Genomic DNA, 15,365 nt, shown 5'->3' with positions numbered 1-15,365 from the left:
CTATTGGCTGAATACTGTAGTTAATCTGCCATTGCAGTCTAAATAGACAAAACGCTCAGTGTTCTTTTTAAGGCGCTGTTTCTACAAGAACCATCATTAAGCCATTTTCTTGCCACATACTGACTTTCAAACCTTTTTCAATTAGTTTGATAGGGGGCTGTTCTACGTTAGGTATGGTACCAAAACTACTGTCTGTATAGGGTACTTGATAAAGTGTGGCGATGCCTTGGGTATTGGTTTTATAGCGAAATTGTGAAGCTTCAACACCTTTGATAGAGCAGTAACGACCTCCAAGTAGTTGCAATTTAGGGCTTGAGTCCTTAACAAAGGTACTTTCACTAGGCTTAAAACTCAACAGAGAGAAGTATTGACTGGCTTCAGAAAAGTTAGCCGTTTTAATATCTAAGGGTTTTAGTTTTAGGTGATTGGCTATCACCTCGTTAGCGATGGCTTTGTAAATAGTTGAGTTACTGTTGTTGAGGTTCGGAAGCGCGAGTACTAAAAGCAAGGTGAAACATGCTGCAATCATACCTTTTACCCAGGGACTCACAATAAATAAGGTGATGGATGAAAATGCATTAGATTTTGTTTCGTCGTGGCTTGGGTTTTTAGCGTAGCCCATTTTAGTTGGCGTTTTGACTGTGTGTGGTATTAGCGCATGCTTTGAGTTTTTCGGATTTTGTTTGCCTTTATCAAGCAAACAGTGCAGCTCACAGAGCTGTTGTGAGTTAAGGCTATATTCTGTACTGTGCTCTTTGATAGATTGGCGTAAATTTTGGTCGGTTGTGTTTTTTTTCATCGTTATGCCTGCCTTACAAACGTTAAACGGCAGTGTTTTCGTAGTCTATGCATGCGCGAAAGAAATGTACCTCGAGCTAAGCCGAGTTGCTCACAGGCTTCGTCGGTTGTGTAACCAAGTACGGCCCAATGATAGAGTATATCTCTATCCTCGAGGGCTAGCTCTGGCCAGATTTTTTCTAGCTCTTGCCGGTTTATAATTAGTTCTTCTAAGTCTATTGGGGAAATGTCGTAATCACTGTGTTCTTCATAGCTTTGCTGTGCGAAGCGTTGTTTATGCCTGTACTCATCAATAAAACGATTGCGTATACAGCTGCGAAGAAAAGGTTGTTGACCATTACCTGCAGGCACCTTTCCAGCGTTGAGCCACTGCTCCAAGCTGTGTTGCACAAGATCATAAGCATCTGCCGGTTCTTGGCATAAAACCATAGCGTATTGATAAAGTGCTTGTAATTCAGCGTCTGTCATCTTGTTTAGCTAGTTCTTGTTCCAAGGTGTTTGGCTTCTGGAGCTGTTGTGATCCAGTCATGCTGTTTCATCTGGCGTGTCAATGCTACGTAACTCAATAGTAAAGTCATGTTGTTGCAGTTGAAATTTACTGTACCTATCTTTTTTACTTTGCTGGTTGTTATTGCCGCCTCTATAGTTATAAATTTTTATATGCAATAGTTTATGCTTTTGTTGAATTATCTTCAGTGTTTCTAGCGTGAGGGCACTGAAATAGTCAAGTGATGAGAAATCCAGCTCAATAGTTGTTTTCTTTTCTATGTTTGTTTGTTCGTCATGCTTATAATCTAGCCCTGAATAATAGAGTTGAGTAATAGCGTATTCTATTGCTGTTATACTGGCGAGCTCTGCCCAGTTGTAATAGTTAGCTTTAGGTCCTTTGTGCTGCTGTGCAATAAACCAGCTTAATTGGTTTCCGTAAAGGTTGAGGTCCCAATGTTTGGAGGGGTAGTGCAAGCTATAGCAGTGAAATAACGCAGTACAGTCTTCAGTTGTTAATTGTTCGCAGAGGCTGGGGAAATTATTACGTAAAGTTTGGCTTCGTGCTCCAAGTGCGTTTCTTTGGTAAATGCTATTTCTATAAGGCTTTTGAGTTAGAGTGTTTTTTGATGAGGTCATAAGTTCATTTAAACACTGATCTAACTGTTTTTTATAGTCTTGATTGGCTTTTGATAATGCATCGACTTTAAGCGTATTAAGCATTAGCTAGGTCCGGCAGTTTTGGTTTTGGGGAGGTAAGTAGGCGTTGCTGTTGCTCCGCACCGTGTATTAATTGCTGAGCTTTTTTCTGTTCTTCAAGTAGTGTAGAAAGGCTTGGGAGATTTTGGTCCCACTCAACTAAGAGGGGCGGTATCGTTTTAGTTTGTGGGTTTGATGCTTGGTTATATAAATAGTCTTTGGCCAGCTGCCAAGTACCATCATCGATAGCACTGCAGTGGCTATCAATAAATAAGCCGTCTTGAGTACTAAAACCACCTAGATGTAGTTCTCCAATAAGCTCTATAGGGAAATTGATAAGCAGTGCGCGTAAATCGCAGCCAAGGTTAAATGCGTTGATATAAATATTGCTCAAATCCAGTAATAAACGGCTGCCACTTCGTCTACATAGTTCAACTAAAAATGTTTGTTCATCCATTTCCATGTTGGGGTAGTTAAGGTAACGGCTAACGTTTTCTATTAAGATCTGCCGGCCTAAGCGATTTTGAATATGATCGACTCTATCGGTCATATTTATAAGAGTTTGTTCGTTAAATGGTACAGGTAATAAATCGTGGTAATACTGCTCTTCATGGGCACTAAAGCAGGCATGACAAGAGATTAACCCAGGGTTGAGCTCCTTAACCGTTATACTCAATCTAGTTAAATAATCATCGCTAAGCTCTTGGCTACCACCTAAGTTAAGGCTGACACTGTGAAAGCTCAGAGCATAATGTTCTGCAACTGCATCCAATAAAGCTCGGTTAAGGCCCGATCCTAAAAAGTTACAAATATGGACCTCTAACCAGTCAACTGGTGGTCGAGTTGCCAGTAGTTCTTGTATATGTGGAATACGCAGGCCGAAGCCTGCTCCTTGGATCTGAAAAGGCATTATTAAAATCTACTTTTCTTTTTTAGCAGGTTTTATTTTAGCGATTGATCCGCCAGTAATTTTTTCGCAGGTTCCTTCTGGTACGTAGACCCACTCATGGTCGGCATTATCAATTCGAGCTTGTCCTGCACAGTTATGACTTCCATCTAGGGCTCCGCAGTCATTTTTTCCTGCTTTTGCAATTCCAGCGCATTTTTCCCACGCTGCTGGGCTGTCTGGTACAGCAAGGCTAGATTGGCTGCTAAGCCCTAAGGCTGCGCCTAAGGCGAGGGATGCTGATAAAAGTTGTTTGTTCATGCTGTATTCCATCTCATTTTTTGATGTTGTGGCTGTGATATAAAAGCCTGTACTTATAGAACGAATGAGCTCGTTTTTTGATTGCAGTAAATACAAATATTTTTCTAGTTTTGACTCATAGGTAAAAAGAGGCTGGGCTAAACTTTAAGTAGCTTGTTGTAACGTCAAACCGTTTTGTTTGAGGACTTTCTATGCGTATTGCCTTACCTAAAGAGCGTAAGTGTCATGAGTATCGCGTCGCTTTAACTCCAGTCGCTGTTAGTCAGTTGACTAAGATGGGACACTTCGTTTCTATTGAGTGTGCTGCGGGTGAAAAGGCAGGCTTTAATGATGATTTGTACGTAGCCGCTGGTGCTAAAATTGTTCAAGACTGGCAAGTCCTATGGGCTGAAGCCGATTTAATTATCAAAGTGAAAGAGCCTCTACCAGATGAGGCCTTAGTTCTTCACTCATCGCAAGCCCTGTTTTCTTACTTGCACCTTGCTGTGAGCAAAACCTTGGCTGAGCAGCTTCTAAGTAGTGGTGCAACATGTATTGCTTATGAAACGATCAAGAACGAGTTTGGAGCTTTGCCTTTATTGGTGCCTATGAGTGAGGTTGCAGGGCGTATGGCGATACAAGCTGCTGGATATTGCTTGCAGGTGGCCCATGGTGGAAGTGGGGTGCTGTTGGGAGGGCTTACCGGGGTGGCTCCTGCTCATGTTGTTGTTTTGGGGGCTGGAGTTGTTGGGGAGAATGCCGCTCGGATGGCGCTTGGGCAGGGGGCTCAAGTAACGATCATAGATAAGTCCTTAGCTCGTTTACGTGAGCTTGATAAACTGTGGCAGGGACGTGCTCGTACTCTCTACTCAAGCTTAGATAGTATTGCTAGTGAAGTTAAAACCGCCGATGTTGTTATTGGTGCTGCACTTATTCCAGGTGCTGAAGCGCCTAAGTTGCTCAATAGAGCGATGCTTAAAAGCATGCGAAAAGGCTCCGTGTTGGTGGATGTCGCAATCGATCAAGGTGGCTGCTTTGAAACGAGTCGACCTACAACGCTTGAGCAGCCTACTTATATAGTGGATGGCATAGTTCATTATTGTGTGAGTAATATCCCTGGAGCTGTGGCCCGCTCTTCTACTCAGGCTTTATGTAATGCGAGCCTGCCTTATGTATTGGACTTGGTCCAAGGGCTTTCTCGCAATGTTTTACGTCAAAGTGCTCTGGCTTCTGGTGTTAATATTTGTCAGGGGGAATGTACAGAACAGGAAGTTGCAAAGGCTCTGTCAATTGAATATCACGCCTTGTAAACCGCAGTATTATAAGCCTCATGATTGTATGAGCTTGTCCTAAATAGTACCCTGCTAGATTGTGTCTAAAGCTTTGTCGTAAGCCTTTTCGGGCTTTAAAGCCATATAAAGCCTTAATGCAGTCGCTCCTTCCGATGATATAACTACATAGCAGTAAACGTGTATGACTTCGAATTCAATATATTTAACTGTTGCCATCTCAACTTTTGGAGGGCGTGTTTCAGGTGCATTGGACGTTGTAGAGCAGTTGACTGGGCATATGGCGTGGATCGAGGTTGTTCTTGTCCATCAAGTCCCTTCTGAATTTGTACTAGAGCAGAGTGCACTGCAAGCGGTTCAGCTTTTAAAAGATAAAGCAGACGTTCACTATGTCTTATCGCAAGAGCAAGGCTTAACTAAAAGTCGTAATCTAGCTATTTCTTATGCTAGTGGCGCTTACGTGTGGCTAATGGATGACGATATTGAGTTTGTTCAAGGTGCTTTTCTTGAATTAAAGCTGCGTTTAGAGCAAAGTGCAGCGGCGTGTTTGAGCTTTCAGTCACTAAAAGCAGGCGGTGGTTTAAGAGCCTTGTATGCCAAGGATAGGGCCGAGCTAAATGCCAGAGATCGTTTACGGGTAGCAAGCTTTGAACTTATTTTGGATCGGCGCTTTATTATTGATCATCATGTCTTGTTAAGAGAGGACATGGGGGTGGGTAGCAACACCGGCATTAATATGGGAGAAGAAGCGGTATTGCTCAGTGATGTGGTTCGTGCCAAAGGCTTGGTCGAGCAGCATCGTTTAGCTGTTGTTGTACACCCAGATGAGTCTACAGGAACGAATTACAATGCCCTTAATGTGTATTCTAAAGGTGTCGTACTGCAGCGCTGTTTTTCAGGTGCTGAGAAGCTTAAATATTTTTTGAAAGATCTATTGAAGCTGCTAAAAGATAGAGATGGAAATATAGGTACCTTCTCTAAGCGGGTTTCTTTAAGCTTGGCCTTAACCCGGGGCTGCTTTGGAAAAATTTGAAAATAGTTGCATGGCTGCTGGATAGTCATTGTATGAGTTTTGGGCGACTATCTTATTGTAGAGCAACGCTGGAGTCTTTATTTAGCTTTCTGAGCCCTCTCTCTGCTTTAGCTAGGCGAAATAGTACAGAGAGGCCTAACTTTTCTTTGATAACTCTACGCTTACTGAGGCCCCAAGTTTTGAGCTGTTTGTGCACTTCTTGGTTAACCGTAAGTCGGCATTGTTCGTCTTCGATTTTTAGCGCTTCACGAACAAGCTGTAATAAAGTGCGAACTTGCAGTTTTATATATTGTTTTTCTTGAAATTTGGTTCGAACAAAGTGGGCACAGCGGTCGATACTGTTTAGCCAATCGAGATAAGCACCACTGCTGTACTTGCTGCCACTTGCGCCAGTTTTACGCAAGCGGTAATGGTAGGTGGTTTGATCTAAGAGGATGAACTTGCTGGCATTAGAAAATACTTCTGCACAAAATACTAAGTCCTCAGCCATTCTAACACCAATAGGAAAGCGGGTATTGGCAATGCATGCTCGCTTAAATATCTTGCCCCAAGGGTGGCCGCGAACCAGCTCTTGAGCCAGTAAACAGCCTAGTACCTCTTCTCCTCTTAAGAGTTGGCTACTTTTACAGTTATAGCCTGCGGCAACGGATTTCTTATCGTTAAATAGAGTGTTGTTGCCTTTTACAATATCTGCATCGTAGTGCGTCGCAGTATCATAAAGTTTTTGCAATGCATCTACAGGAAGGGTGTCGTCAGGGTCGATAAAACAAATGTAGGAGCCTTGAGCTGCATCTAGGCCTGTGTTGCGAGCAGCTGCGGCGCCCTGATTATGAGAATGCTTAATAATACGAGCATTGTTCAGCTGGCTTAACTGTTCTTGGCAGCGAGTTGGCGTATTATCCGTTGAACAGTCGTCAATAATGAGGATTTCAAGGCGCTGCTTGAATGTGCATAAAGCCAGAGATGCTAAGCATTCATCGACATACTCTTCGACATTGTATGCGGGAATAATCACCGATAAATCATAGGCTGCAGGAATGTTCACATAGATACCTAGGTTAAATTACGCGAATTAATAGAGGCTGGTTTCGCCTGGTGGGCGGGTTTTAAAGCGTCTGTGTACCCAGAGGTATTGTTCGGTATTTTTGCGAACTTCTTGCTCTACAAATTGGTTGATAAGTTTGGCATCTTCTTTTTCATCTTGCCCCAGCTTTCCTGAAAGGCTATTGCCTATTTCGATCGTGTAGTGATTGGTTTTGCTATCACGGCGAGTCACCCAGGTTAATACTTCTGCTCTGCCGGCAGATGCGAGTTGAGCAGGGGCTTTCACGGTGGCTGTATCAATGCCAAAAAAGGGGGCGAATACAGAGCGTCGAAGGCCATAATCTTGATCCGGAGCATAGTTGATGATGGCGCCATTACGCAGAGCTTTAATAATACCGCGCACATCGCCGTTGGGTACAACAGTGCTGCCTGCATTGCGTCTTACTCTTCCCGCCGCTTGCGCCCACTCGTAGACAGCGTTGTTGTGTGGGCGATAAAAGCCGGAGATAGGAAACTCCAAGTTGACCATAGAGGCACCTATTTCAATGGTTGTAAAGTGAACGCCGAGAAATAGAACACCTTTGTTACTTTTGCGCGCTTGTTCGATGAATTCCATGCCTTTAATGGTATAGCGTTTACGGAATCGCCAGTTGGGCCAAAACCAAGCGCAACCACTTTCAAAAATACCAATAGCGGTTTCTTCAAGCGTGCGTCGAACCAACAGCTGCTGCTGTTGGGCATTGAATTCTGGGTAACAAAGTTCAATATTTCGTTGTGCTATTCGCTTTCGAGAGCTGTTACCACGGGCTAGCATTCGGCCAATTTGTTTTCCCATCCAGATTTGAGTACTCAATGGGAATAGCTGGCAAAAACTCCACCACAGGGCCAGACCTAACCAAGAGGGGAGGTAACGAGGGTGCAGTAAATGAGGGCGGAAAGTATCTGGAGTCATGATGTTCTTAGTTAGCAAGCTGCAAAGAGCGATAAAGTGAAATAAGTTTTTCGGCTTCTTGTTCTATTTTGTAGCGTTTAAGAATGCGCTCCCGCCCAAGTTGGCCCATTTTTTCAAGTTGCTCACTATCGTTTAGCAATAATTTGAGCTTGGCGTTAACTTGCTCTTGGTCTCCAACGGGGACAACCCAGCCCTGTTTGCCTTGCTCTATGATTTCCGGCCAAGCTCCGGCTTCTGTGGCGAGAACAGCCGCACCACTGGACATAGCTTCAAGAATAGTCAGGCCAAAGCCTTCTGTAGTACTTAATGCTGCAACAATATGGCTTTGGCGAAACAATTTAGGGATTTCATCAAAATTAAGCTCACCGGTAAATTGTATTTGTTCACTTAAGCCTGCGTCTGCAACCTGTTGTTTAAGTTGATCAGCAAAGCTTTTGTTTTCAGGAGAGATTGCGCCAACAATAAGAGCTTTTGCATTTGGATATTGTGGCAACACATCGATGCATGCTTTTATAAAAATATCGCTACCTTTTTGGGCTCGAACACGGCCAAACATAGCCACTTGTATGTGCTCTTTAGAGCGATCTTTAGATGGGTGGTAGGTGTCACTATCGATTCCGTGCGGGATGAGTTGAGTGGGTTTGTGTTCAAGATACGCAGCTGCGGCAGCGCAGGTAGAGATCACACAATCCATTTTACTCATCAACCACCGGCTAAAACGGCTGTGATATCGCTGGGCCGTTGAGGTAAATAGTATGCGTAGCCTTATGCGAAAAATATGTTTTAGGATAAGAGCCTGAATCATTTCGTCATTGCGCCTAGCGTGGAACACACGATAGCGGCCTTTATCAAGTGGCTGACGGCAAAGCTTAATGAGTTCTACAAATCCTAAGCCTAAGTCACGATCTTCCTCAGAAAGGTGAGCTTTACCCAGCACACAAACCGGGGCAAGGCTCTTTTGTATCTTTAAGGTTTGAAGCATTGTTGATGTGACGCCAGAAAAACGTTTATTGCTATTACCGAGTATAATCTCGCAGTTTTCGGGCTTCAGTGGTGCTGTCATTATGCTAATCTTGCGCCTTTGTTTTTATGCTGGCTTGCGCCTGCGTTTATTACACGAGACGTGGTGCGTACCATTATTTCGTTAAATGATATAAAGATCTAATTATGCCAGAAAAAAAGCGACTAAGAATTTTACACGTTCTTCTTTCTCGAGGTTTTGCCGGTTCTGAGCGTTCGACGGCCGAGTCTTGTAATCAACAGTGCCTTGAGCATGATGTTGCCGTGGTGGTGCGCAAAGATCATCGCAAAGCCGGAGCGAGTGTTGTCGATCAGCTAGATAGTCGTGTGGAAGTATATGAAATTCACGCTTTTTTCTTTGCCTTGTGGCAACTGAAATCCGTATTGGCTAAGTTTAAACCGGATCTCATTCACACTCATTTAAGGCGCTCTACTCGTTTAGTGGCTAAAGCTAAGCCTAGAGCCGCTACGTGTTCAACCTTACATATTGAAGTCAATGGCCCGTATTTCTTGCATATGGATGGCTTGATATGCAATGCGCGGTGGCAGGTCGCCAAAGTGCCATCAGAATACGGCGGCATGATTCACAAGGCGTCAAATTCCCTACAGCCACATCGGCGTATTAGTAAGCAACAGCGACAAAAACTTCGCTCAGAGTTGGGCATAGAAGATAGTCACTATTTGATTGGGGCAGTCGGGCGCTATCACACAAGTAAAGCATGGGATACCTTGATCAAGGCGATGAAAAGGGTAGATTGTGAGCAAGCGCGTTTATTGTTTTTTGGTGGCGGCTCTTTAGAGGGGGGGTTGAAAGGTTTAGCGTCGAGCGATAAGCGTATTCAGTTTATTGGTTTTCGCCCTGATATTAAGGATTTGTATCAGTGTTTTGATTTATTTGTTTGTCCTTCTCGGTACGAGCCATTACCGCGAGTTATGCTCGAGGCTTATGATGCCGGTTTGCCGATTATTGCGTCTGACACTGGTGGCTGTAAGGAGCTTATTGATGATTACGGTGGTTGGAGTTTTAGCACTGATAACGTGTCAGAGTTAGAAGCTTGTTTGCAGAGTTGCTGTGATGATAGGCCTAGCGCAGAGCGGCCAGACCTAAGTGCTCACTATGTAGAAAATGCGAATGCGGCTATCGTTGATTTTTATTGTCGTCTTATCGACAAGAAGCATGCTCAGTACTAGTTAATTCGTGCTGTGATCCTTGCGTTTACAGCCCCCGCTTCTTGAATTTTATGTTTGTTTTTCTAGTTGTTTGATACCAGCTGGGGTTTCAATAATTTTCTCATTGACGGTTTTATTGCGAATGATGCGATTAGCTTTCCAGTCTGCGTCATTTACATAACCACGGGCATGATCTAAATGAACACACACGGCGCTGTAGCGTATTTGCTTGGCTTTAATTCCGGCATTTTTTAAACGCCAGCCAAATTCAGCATCAAGGCCACCGTATTTCATGCGCTCGTCAAAACCGTTAACTTTAAAGGCATCACTTTTAAAGCAGCTTGCATTGTGTCCATTCCATGTGCGATTGGTTGGGGTCAAGCTGTTATAGATACGCTGGCGAATAGGGCCGGCTGTTAATTTCATAAATTTAAGGCTGGGTTTGACGTCGTTGTCTATTAGCCATGCCTTATTGAAACATCGCCCAGCTTTAATATCGTCAATGCTAATGGCTTTGCTTGTTGACATGGGTAGTTTGAAATAACCGCCAGACAAGAAGTGCCCAGGCTCTGCATATTGGCGATGTACGCTTAAAAAGTCAGAGCGTGGAATGCAGTCGCCATCGGTCATGACTATGTAGTCACCACGTGCTGCGACCAGTGCTTTATTGAGGATGCGGCACTTTTCGAAGCCTTGATCCTCATGCCAAATATGTTGTGTGTCGATGCCGCTTTGCTCGCGAAACGTATCAATTATCTGACGTGTTTCGTCCCCCGATCCGTCATCAGCGATAACAATTTCATAGTTGGTATCATCTTGAAAGGCGTAGCCCCAAAGTACCTTGTTTAGCCACTCGGGGGAGTTATAAGTGGTAAAAACAACACTGATTTTGAGTTTCTGAGGCAAGTATTTGGACAAGGGATATACCTAATGCTGATTGGGGCTTAGCCTTTGGGGGCGAAGTTGAAGTTAAAGTGCTGCTCTAAGCGCAGCCATTGTTCACGATTAAAGTCGCGGCGAATATTACTTTTTTTCAAGGCTACGCGCTGAGAAAAAGCGATGGGCTGTGGTTTGGGTAGTGGTTGAGCGCTGCGGCGCACTTTACTGCCTTGGCGAAAGCTCATGGCTTTAAACCATAGGTCATCAGCCTTGGGGGTTAATTCGCTAAATAGCTCGACGTCGTTAAATTCTTCGCTTAAGCAATGGGCGGGATACAGCACGCCGCCGTAACCCAGCGCAAGGGTGTCGTCGTGACTTTGCCCTTCGACTTCGCTGCTCCACTGTTTGTAGGGTAGAAGCTCGCCGTCTGCGTTATAGCGCACACGTCTCGCCTGATGGGCAATGATTTCTGTAGGGTGTTGTTTGTGTTCATCAAGTAAACGCTGTAACCAGTCTTCAGCATACATAAGGTCGTCATCACAAGTGACGATGGTCGCTTCTGGATAGAGCTCTCGGGTGCGAACAAGTTTTAGGTGGGAGCTATCCCAGCTAGCATAGGCAATTTCAAAACGCTCGGATTCAAACTGTTTTAAACTCTTAGGGATCTGACTCTTGGCTGATTCGTGCAAACATAAAACAACTTTAGCGGGGCGAGTGCTTTGTGACAGCAAGCTGCGTAATACAAGAGGAATAGTTCCAAAACGAGATGGAATAGAGGTCAGTGAAATAATAACCTCGTTATCGTCTTCTTTGTGATCGGCCAAAAGCGAGCTAATGGGCAGGCGTTTTAATTGCCATGAGCGCCATAAGGAGCTGGGATATTCTTTTAACTTCATAAAAGCGTGCTCTGAAATTTTGCCGCATTCTACTTGAGAAATGCGGCATCCAAAACCGTTGAGCTTGACGTGCCGCCCAAGAGCTGGAACACTTTGCATCAAACCACTGAGTATTTATCCACTATGTCGCTAGTTTTGGGGGTAGACCCCGGGTCCCGAAAAACGGGTTTTGGCTTGGTCGATTCAAGTGCCGCAAAGCCAGTTTATGTTGCTAGTGGTGTTATTCGTATTCCTACCGAACTTAGTTTGCCTGAACGCCTGCACTATATCTATGCCAACCTGCTGGAAGTCATCGATAAATATCGTCCTGAGCAATGCGCTGTGGAAGATGTATTTATGGCAAAAAATGCTCGCTCGGCGCTTAAACTTGGGCAGGCGCGGGGGGCGGCAATTGTAGCGGCTTCGTGCCGTGGTTTAGCGGTAAGTGAGTATGAGGCTCGCAAAGTAAAGCAAAGTATTGTGGGTACGGGGGCGGCCGACAAAACGCAAGTGCAACACATGGTGACGAGCTTGTTAAAACTCTCGGCAACACCGCAAGAAGACGCTGCGGATGCCTTGGCAGTGGCTTTATGTCATATCAATAGTGAGCGTTTGAGTGCTCAAATATCACCTCAAGTACGTTATCGACGAGGAAGACTTTCAACATGATTGGCCGTATTCGTGGCGTTTTGTTAGAAAAACAAGCGCCTTTACTTTTAGTTGATGTGGCGGGCGTGGGCTATGAACTGCTTGCGCCAATGACCACGTTTTTCTCTTTGCCTGAACTTGGGGCAGAAGTGGTCTTGCAAACGCATTTTGCTGTCAGTGAAACCAACCAGCAGCTTTACGCTTTTCTCACTAAGGAAGACCGAGAGCTTTTTCGCTTGTTAATCAAGGTAAATGGCGTTGGGCCGAAAATGGCACTTGCGATTATGGCCATGGAAAACAGTGAATTTGTGCGCTGTGTGATGGAAGACCAAGTGGCGAGCTTGGTTAAAATACCTGGGGTAGGTAAGAAAACCGCTGAGCGCTTAATTATTGAAATGCGCGATAAGCTTAAAGATTGGTCGTATCAGGGAGCTGAACTCACGACAACCGAGCAACCCCAAATAAACACTAATCTTGCCGTTAGTGAGGCTGAAAGCGCCTTGGTCGCCTTGGGCTATAAGCCTGTTGAGGCTAGTAAAGCCGTATCCAAGGCGAATGTGCAAGAGGGTGCGGATGCAGAAACCTTGATTCGTTTAGCGCTTAAATCCATGCTTCCTGGCTAATAAAAAAACCTAAGAAAACATCATGATTGAAGAAGATCGTTTAATTGGCGCCACGAGCCTACCCAGAGAGGAGCAGCTGGATAGGGCGGTAAGGCCTAAGACACTGGCCGACTACATTGGTCAGCCTGCAGTTAAAGAACAAATGGAGATCTTTATTGAGGCGGCTCGCAAGCGCGAAGAGGCTCTGGATCACACCTTGATTTTTGGTCCCCCTGGCTTAGGTAAAACCACACTTGCCAATATCATCGCAACAGAGATGGGGGTTGATCTTAAGTGCACATCGGGGCCGGTATTAGAAAAGGCCGGCGATTTAGCGGCAATGTTGACCAACCTCGAGGCGGGTGATGTTATTTTTATTGATGAGATTCACCGTTTAAGCCCCGTGGTAGAAGAGGTGCTGTATCCGGCGATGGAGGATTTTCAGCTCGATATTATGATTGGAGAAGGGCCTGCAGCGCGATCTATTAAACTCGACTTGCCGCCTTTTACTTTGGTTGGCGCCACTACTCGAGCGGGGTTGCTGACATCCCCGTTACGCGACCGCTTTGGAATCGTACAGCGTTTGGAGTTTTATAATCAGGCCGATCTTAGTCAAATTGTAAGTCGTTCATCAAGGCTCAGCGGGGTTGAAATTGACGAGGCGGGCGCTCAAGAGGTGGCTAAGCGCTCACGGGGTACGCCACGTATTGCCAATCGTTTGTTACGCAGGGTTCGCGACTATGCAGAAGTCAAAGCCGATGGTGTTATTGGAATGAATGTGGCCGATAAAGCACTGAATATGCTCAATGTTGATAGCTTTGGTTTTGATCACATGGATAGGCGTTTGTTGCTTGCTATTATAGAAAAGTTTGCTGGTGGTCCCGTTGGTGTAGATAGTTTAGCTGCAGCAATTAGTGAGGAGAGAGACACGATTGAAGATGTACTTGAACCTTATTTAATTCAGCAAGGTTTTATCATGAGGACGCCTCGAGGTCGTATGGCCACAGACCTGTGTTATAAACACTTTTCAATCACCCCACCGAAAACCATTCAGCAGCAAGACCTTCCCGGATTGTAGTTATGCAAGTAAAGGAATTTTCTAGCCCCATGCGTGTCTACATTGAAGATACGGATGCCGGTGGTGTGGTTTATTACGTAAATTATTTAAAATTTATGGAGCGGGCGCGAACCGAGTTATTTCGCTCTATTGGTGTTGATAAACCTGCCTTGCTGACTGATGAGCTTTGTTTGGTGATCAGCTCGGCCTCAGTTGATTACAAATGCAGTGCTCGCTTGGATGATCTGCTGAATGTGAGCGCTGTCCCAGTTAAGCTAGGTCGAAGCTTTGTCGTGTTTGAACAGCAAGTGACACGAGATAACGAATCTGGCAGTCTTGTTGAGTTACTCGCCAAAGGTGCTGTTAAAGTTGTGTGTGTGAAGCGCAGCACATTTAAACCATCGCCTTTTCCTGTTGATGTTTGGCGGGCATTAAAAGATCTAACGGAGTTCTAGTTTAATGAGTCAAGACCCTTTATCTATCTGGCACCTTATCAGCGGCGCCAGTGTGCTTGTACAGTTGGTCATGTTTATTCTGTTGATGGCCTCAGTATTAAGCTGGGCGATTATTGTGCAGCAAGGAGCCTATCAGCGTCGTGCTAAAGCCGTGTTTCGAGCATTTGAGACGCACTTCTGGTCGGGTTTAGATCTGACTCAATTATATAGAGCTGGCAATGGAAATGATCGTATCGACGGAGCCGAAGCGATTTTTCGGGCCGGTTTTAAAGAGTTTTCTCGCTTGCGCCAGCAGGGCAGTACAGATGCGGACGCGATTATGGAGGGGACTCAGCGAGCCATGCGTGTTGCCCTGAGCCGAGAGGAAGAAAAGCTGGAAAACAACTTGCCGTTTTTAGCGAGTGTTGCCTCTGTAAGCCCTTATATCGGTCTATTTGGTACGGTCTGGGGCATTATGAATTCATTTAGAGGCTTGGCCTCTCAGCATCAAGCAACTTTGGCGACGGTGGCCCCTGGTATCTCCGAGGCCCTAGTTGCAACAGCGATGGGTTTGTTTGCGGCTATTCCTGCCGTTTTGGCTTATAACCGCTTTGCGGCAAACGCTGACACAATGGTTGGGGCTTATCAGACTTTCTCGGAAGAGTTTTCGGCTATCTTGCATCGTCAAGTGCACAGTAAATAAGGTTTGAGCATGGCGGCTAAGAAAAAACATAAGCCTATGGCTGAAATTAATGTCGTGCCTTACATCGACGTTATGCTGGTTTTGTTAATTATTTTTATGGTGACAGCGCCTTTATTGATGCAGGGCGTTAAAGTTGAGTTGCCTCAAGCGCCATCTAAGCCTTTGGATAAAAAAGAGGCCGAGCCGTTAATCGTTTCGATCAAACCCGATGGAACCTTGTTTTTAAATACTGGTCGTGAGCAGAAGCAAGCCAAACCACTTAAAGAGATCACTCAAACAGTGGCCAAAGTGCTACGTAATAAACCCGATACTCCTATTTTGGTGTGGGGGGATCAAAAGGTGGAATATGGCAAAGTGGTGGCTTTGATGACGGACTTACAAAACGCTGGTGCAAGCTCCGTTGGTTTGGTGACGGAGCCATAGTGGTGCTAGTTGTTAGTAACATGGGTGTTAGATCTGGGCGCCTTAACGTATCAATGGCCGTCGCATA

General features: G+C 45.0%; 19 protein-coding genes. 9 read left to right on the top strand and 10 right to left on the bottom strand.

What is annotated here, in order from left to right; translation table 11 throughout:
• Positions 1-67 precede the first annotated feature (67 nt).
• Genes AB1S55_RS16400 through AB1S55_RS16380 form a run of 5 tightly spaced genes read right to left on the bottom strand, consistent with a single transcriptional unit; the run spans position 68 to position 3,190 of the window.
• Positions 68-799, bottom strand: coding sequence for a hypothetical protein (locus tag AB1S55_RS16400; protein WP_370979260.1), 732 nt, complete (start codon positions 797-799; stop codon positions 68-70).
• 2 nt (positions 800-801) lie between these two features.
• On the bottom strand, positions 802-1,266 hold the full coding sequence (locus AB1S55_RS16395; protein WP_370979259.1) for an RNA polymerase sigma factor: 465 nt from the start codon (positions 1,264-1,266) through the stop codon (positions 802-804).
• A gap of 57 nt (positions 1,267-1,323) precedes the next feature.
• On the bottom strand, positions 1,324-2,007 hold the full coding sequence (locus tag AB1S55_RS16390; RefSeq protein WP_370979258.1) for a putative DNA-binding domain-containing protein: 684 nt from the start codon (positions 2,005-2,007) through the stop codon (positions 1,324-1,326).
• A complete protein-coding gene (locus tag AB1S55_RS16385) occupies positions 2,000-2,893 on the bottom strand; it encodes a DUF692 domain-containing protein (RefSeq protein WP_370979257.1) in 894 nt (297 codons plus the stop codon). Before AB1S55_RS16385 ends, AB1S55_RS16390 begins: the two co-directional genes overlap by 8 nt.
• Before the next feature lie 9 nt (positions 2,894-2,902).
• Positions 2,903-3,190: a DUF2282 domain-containing protein gene (locus AB1S55_RS16380; RefSeq protein ID WP_370979256.1), complete on the bottom strand. Its 288-nt coding sequence runs from the start codon at positions 3,188-3,190 to the stop codon at positions 2,903-2,905.
• Between the two features lie 191 nt (positions 3,191-3,381).
• Between AB1S55_RS16380 and ald the strand changes: the two genes are divergently transcribed.
• The gene (ald, locus tag AB1S55_RS16375; protein ID WP_370979255.1) at positions 3,382-4,479 is read left to right on the top strand and encodes an alanine dehydrogenase; all 1,098 of its coding nucleotides are present in this window, start codon (positions 3,382-3,384) and stop codon (positions 4,477-4,479) included.
• 163 nt (positions 4,480-4,642) lie between these two features.
• On the top strand, positions 4,643-5,491 hold the full coding sequence (locus AB1S55_RS16370; RefSeq protein WP_370979254.1) for a glycosyltransferase: 849 nt from the start codon (positions 4,643-4,645) through the stop codon (positions 5,489-5,491).
• Positions 5,492-5,543: 52 nt separating this feature from the next.
• Here the strand turns inward: AB1S55_RS16370 and AB1S55_RS16365 are convergent, their stop codons facing one another.
• The 3 genes from AB1S55_RS16365 to AB1S55_RS16355 are packed head-to-tail and all read right to left on the bottom strand — an operon-like array spanning position 5,544 to position 8,550.
• The gene (locus AB1S55_RS16365; RefSeq protein ID WP_370979253.1) at positions 5,544-6,536 is read right to left on the bottom strand and encodes a glycosyltransferase family 2 protein; all 993 of its coding nucleotides are present in this window, start codon (positions 6,534-6,536) and stop codon (positions 5,544-5,546) included.
• 27 nt (positions 6,537-6,563) lie between these two features.
• Positions 6,564-7,487, bottom strand: coding sequence for an LpxL/LpxP family Kdo(2)-lipid IV(A) lauroyl/palmitoleoyl acyltransferase (lpxL, locus tag AB1S55_RS16360; RefSeq protein ID WP_370979252.1), 924 nt, complete (start codon positions 7,485-7,487; stop codon positions 6,564-6,566).
• A gap of 7 nt (positions 7,488-7,494) precedes the next feature.
• Positions 7,495-8,550, bottom strand: coding sequence for a glycosyltransferase family 4 protein (locus AB1S55_RS16355; protein ID WP_370979251.1), 1,056 nt, complete (start codon positions 8,548-8,550; stop codon positions 7,495-7,497).
• Positions 8,551-8,654: 104 nt separating this feature from the next.
• Between AB1S55_RS16355 and AB1S55_RS16350 the strand changes: the two genes are divergently transcribed.
• Complete coding sequence (locus AB1S55_RS16350) at positions 8,655-9,698, top strand: glycosyltransferase (protein ID WP_370979250.1); 1,044 nt, start codon at positions 8,655-8,657, stop codon at positions 9,696-9,698.
• A gap of 48 nt (positions 9,699-9,746) precedes the next feature.
• Here the strand turns inward: AB1S55_RS16350 and AB1S55_RS16345 are convergent, their stop codons facing one another.
• Positions 9,747-10,595, bottom strand: a complete 849-nt coding sequence (locus AB1S55_RS16345) for a glycosyltransferase family 2 protein (RefSeq protein WP_370979249.1) — start codon at positions 10,593-10,595, stop codon at positions 9,747-9,749.
• Positions 10,596-10,621: 26 nt separating this feature from the next.
• Positions 10,622-11,452, bottom strand: coding sequence for a glycosyltransferase family 2 protein (locus tag AB1S55_RS16340; RefSeq protein ID WP_370979248.1), 831 nt, complete (start codon positions 11,450-11,452; stop codon positions 10,622-10,624).
• Between the two features lie 123 nt (positions 11,453-11,575).
• On the opposite strand from AB1S55_RS16340, the gene ruvC reads away from it, so the two are divergent.
• Genes ruvC through tolR form a run of 6 tightly spaced genes read left to right on the top strand, consistent with a single transcriptional unit; the run spans position 11,576 to position 15,298 of the window.
• Positions 11,576-12,100: a crossover junction endodeoxyribonuclease RuvC gene (ruvC, locus tag AB1S55_RS16335; protein ID WP_370979247.1), complete on the top strand. Its 525-nt coding sequence runs from the start codon at positions 11,576-11,578 to the stop codon at positions 12,098-12,100.
• Positions 12,097-12,702 carry a Holliday junction branch migration protein RuvA gene (gene ruvA, locus AB1S55_RS16330; protein WP_370979246.1) on the top strand — a complete coding sequence of 202 codons (606 nt, stop codon included), beginning with the start codon at positions 12,097-12,099 and terminating at the stop codon, positions 12,700-12,702. The genes ruvC and ruvA overlap by 4 nt, the downstream gene beginning before the upstream one ends.
• Positions 12,703-12,724: 22 nt before the next feature.
• Entirely contained in the window at positions 12,725-13,759 is a 1,035-nt protein-coding gene (ruvB, locus tag AB1S55_RS16325) for a Holliday junction branch migration DNA helicase RuvB (RefSeq protein WP_370979245.1), read from the top strand.
• Between the two features lie 2 nt (positions 13,760-13,761).
• On the top strand, positions 13,762-14,193 hold the full coding sequence (locus AB1S55_RS16320; protein WP_370979244.1) for a YbgC/FadM family acyl-CoA thioesterase: 432 nt from the start codon (positions 13,762-13,764) through the stop codon (positions 14,191-14,193).
• 4 nt (positions 14,194-14,197) lie between these two features.
• Positions 14,198-14,875: a protein TolQ gene (tolQ, locus tag AB1S55_RS16315; RefSeq protein ID WP_370979243.1), complete on the top strand. Its 678-nt coding sequence runs from the start codon at positions 14,198-14,200 to the stop codon at positions 14,873-14,875.
• A gap of 9 nt (positions 14,876-14,884) precedes the next feature.
• Positions 14,885-15,298 carry a protein TolR gene (gene tolR, locus AB1S55_RS16310; protein WP_370979242.1) on the top strand — a complete coding sequence of 138 codons (414 nt, stop codon included), beginning with the start codon at positions 14,885-14,887 and terminating at the stop codon, positions 15,296-15,298.
• Positions 15,299-15,365: the final 67 nt, after the last annotated feature.

The sequence above is a fragment of the Agaribacterium sp. ZY112 genome (assembly GCF_041346925.1).
Taxonomy (GTDB): domain Bacteria; phylum Pseudomonadota; class Gammaproteobacteria; order Pseudomonadales; family Cellvibrionaceae; genus Agaribacterium.
The sequence above is the reverse complement of the archived record's forward strand: the minus strand, read 5'-3'. Positions and strand labels throughout refer to the sequence as shown.